Raw genomic sequence first — 2136 nt, forward strand, 5'->3', positions numbered from 1 at the left:
GGGCGCGCACCAGCAGTTCGTCCTCGGCGTTCACCGGGTTCGGGGCGAAGAGACTCCAGTTCTGGTGGAAGTACGGCCGCATGTAGCCACGCATCTCATCCCCGACCGCGTCTTTGATCGCGTTGGAGGGCGCGTTCCACAGGAATGTGAATGCGAAATGCATACTCAGGAGGCCCACCAGGAAGAATGCAAGCCCGCGGGCTATGGGCGGCACGTTGATCGTCTGCTGCCGCTCGTCGTTGTCGGACACGCCCGCCAGGTTAGACGACATGCGTGCTCGAGCGCAGACCGGTTGGATACGCCGCACACAAAAGATCGGTCCCGGCCCACAACACGTCGAGCACGACGCGCTGTGGGCCGGGACCCTAACTGAGAAGAGTTGCTCGGATCAGCCCTGAGCCGTCATACGACGGTTACGGCCCGTGACGAACAGCGTGTAGCCGCCCACGGCCAGCAGACCGACCACCAGCAGCATCCACATGATGTTCGAACCGGTGTCAGGCAGGTCGCCATTGCCGTCAGCGTCGGCATCCGCATCCGCGTCCGCATCCGCATCCGCATCCGCGTCGGCCTCGGCGTCAGCATCCGCGTCCGCATCCGCGTCGGCCTCGGCCTCGGCGTCAGCATCAGCATCGGCATCCGCATCCGCGTCGGCCTCGGCGTCAGCATCGGCATCCGCATCCGCATCCGCGTCAGCATCGGCATCCGCATCCGCATCCGCATCCGCATCCGCATCCGCGTCAGCATCGGCGTCAGCATCCTGGTCCTGCACCACATTGGGGCCGACCTGCGAACGCGCCAGGTCGATCGTCGCCAGGCTGTTGTCGCCCGGAAGGACGTCGATGTAGAGCGCGGACACGCTGTACGGCCCACCGGACTCAGCAGCAGCACTAGACAGTGCCTGCGTCTGCTCACCATCCATCGGCTGGTCCGGCTGGTAGTTGAGCTTGATCGACAGAACGTCGGTCAGCACCGCCAAGACATCGCCCAGCAGTTCTTCGAGCCCCAGGTCCTCCAGCAGCCCGTCAAGCGTGCCGCCCAGGTCATCTACGGCCAGCAGCGCCTCGTCGAGAACCTCGCCAACCGCGGGCACCAGCTCGGCCAGCAGCAACTCCACCACGTCACCCAGGGCACCGGTGGTGCCTTCGCTGTCGTTCACCAGCTCGGTCTCACCAGCGACGATGTCGGCGAGTGTCCCGTTGAGGGAAAGGTCCAGCGTGCCAAGCGCGCCTGTGTCCGTGTACACCTCGAGGTCGAGTGTCGCGGCCTCTAGCGCGGTTTCCACCGTGTCGACAACGTCGTTGAGCAGGTCGGACAGAAGGCTGCCCAGGTTGTCCAGCAGACCACCCAGCACCTCCTCGCTCAACAGCTCCGTGTTCGGTGCCTGACCGTTGAGGCCACCATCGAGGATCTCATTGAGGTCGATGATCAACGTGCCGGTAGAGAGATCGAGCTCCACGCCCGATCCACCGATGGTGCTGCTGAGGATCTCCTCAACGGAGCCTTCGATGTCGCTGGTGATGTTGGCATCGATCTGAAGATCGACGCCGATGATCCCGAGCAGGTCACCCAGCCCGTTGATCGTATCGATCAGCGACGAGAGCAGGCTCTCCTCGCCCAGCAGGCCGTTGAGCAGCTCGTCAACGCCCCCGACTGTCTCGACGATCTCCGGGGCCAGGTTCGCGAGCGCCGGGACCTCGGCCTTGAGGTAACCGCCGGCGATCTCGTAGTCACGCGTCAGTTCGAACTCTTCTTCCGAAGACTGCGGACCGTTGAGGAACGCCTCGGACGAGATGGCGCCGAGCTCGAGTTCGAGATCGGCGATCGCGTCCGTAAGCTCCTCGCCGAGCAGATCGGTGAGATCGAAGTTGGCGTTTCCGGGGAAGCCCGCGTCGACACCGGTACCGATGCCACCGTTGTCAGCCACTGCCCCGGTCGCGGCACTCGACGTGCCCTCGTCCTCGGCCGTTGCCCACTGGTTGACCGCGCCGAGCTCGATGATGTCGCTCAGCGGCAGCTGAAGGCCACCTTCGAGCTCCAGCTCAATCGCGTTGAGAATCTCAACATCCAGCGGGTTGGCGTCGGTGACCGGCTCAGACGAGCCGTTGTTCTCCACCTCCACGCCGGCGAGCTCGA

The 2136-nt window shown here is 64.5% G+C and carries 2 protein-coding genes; both read right to left on the reverse strand.

Annotated features, from left to right (window positions below; genetic code table 11):
- On the reverse strand, window positions 1-250 hold a 250-nt coding region (locus tag ELR45_RS39925), incomplete at its 3' end, for a DUF5819 family protein (RefSeq protein WP_205857671.1).
- 138 nt (window positions 251-388) lie between these two features.
- Window positions 389-2136, reverse strand: a 1748-nt coding sequence (locus tag ELR45_RS31815; RefSeq protein ID WP_165368278.1) for a choice-of-anchor G family protein, incomplete at its 5' end; no start/stop codon positions are given.

Origin of the sequence: Phytoactinopolyspora endophytica (assembly GCF_004138495.1) — a bacterium.
Lineage (GTDB): Bacteria > Actinomycetota > Actinomycetes > Jiangellales > Jiangellaceae > Phytoactinopolyspora > Phytoactinopolyspora endophytica.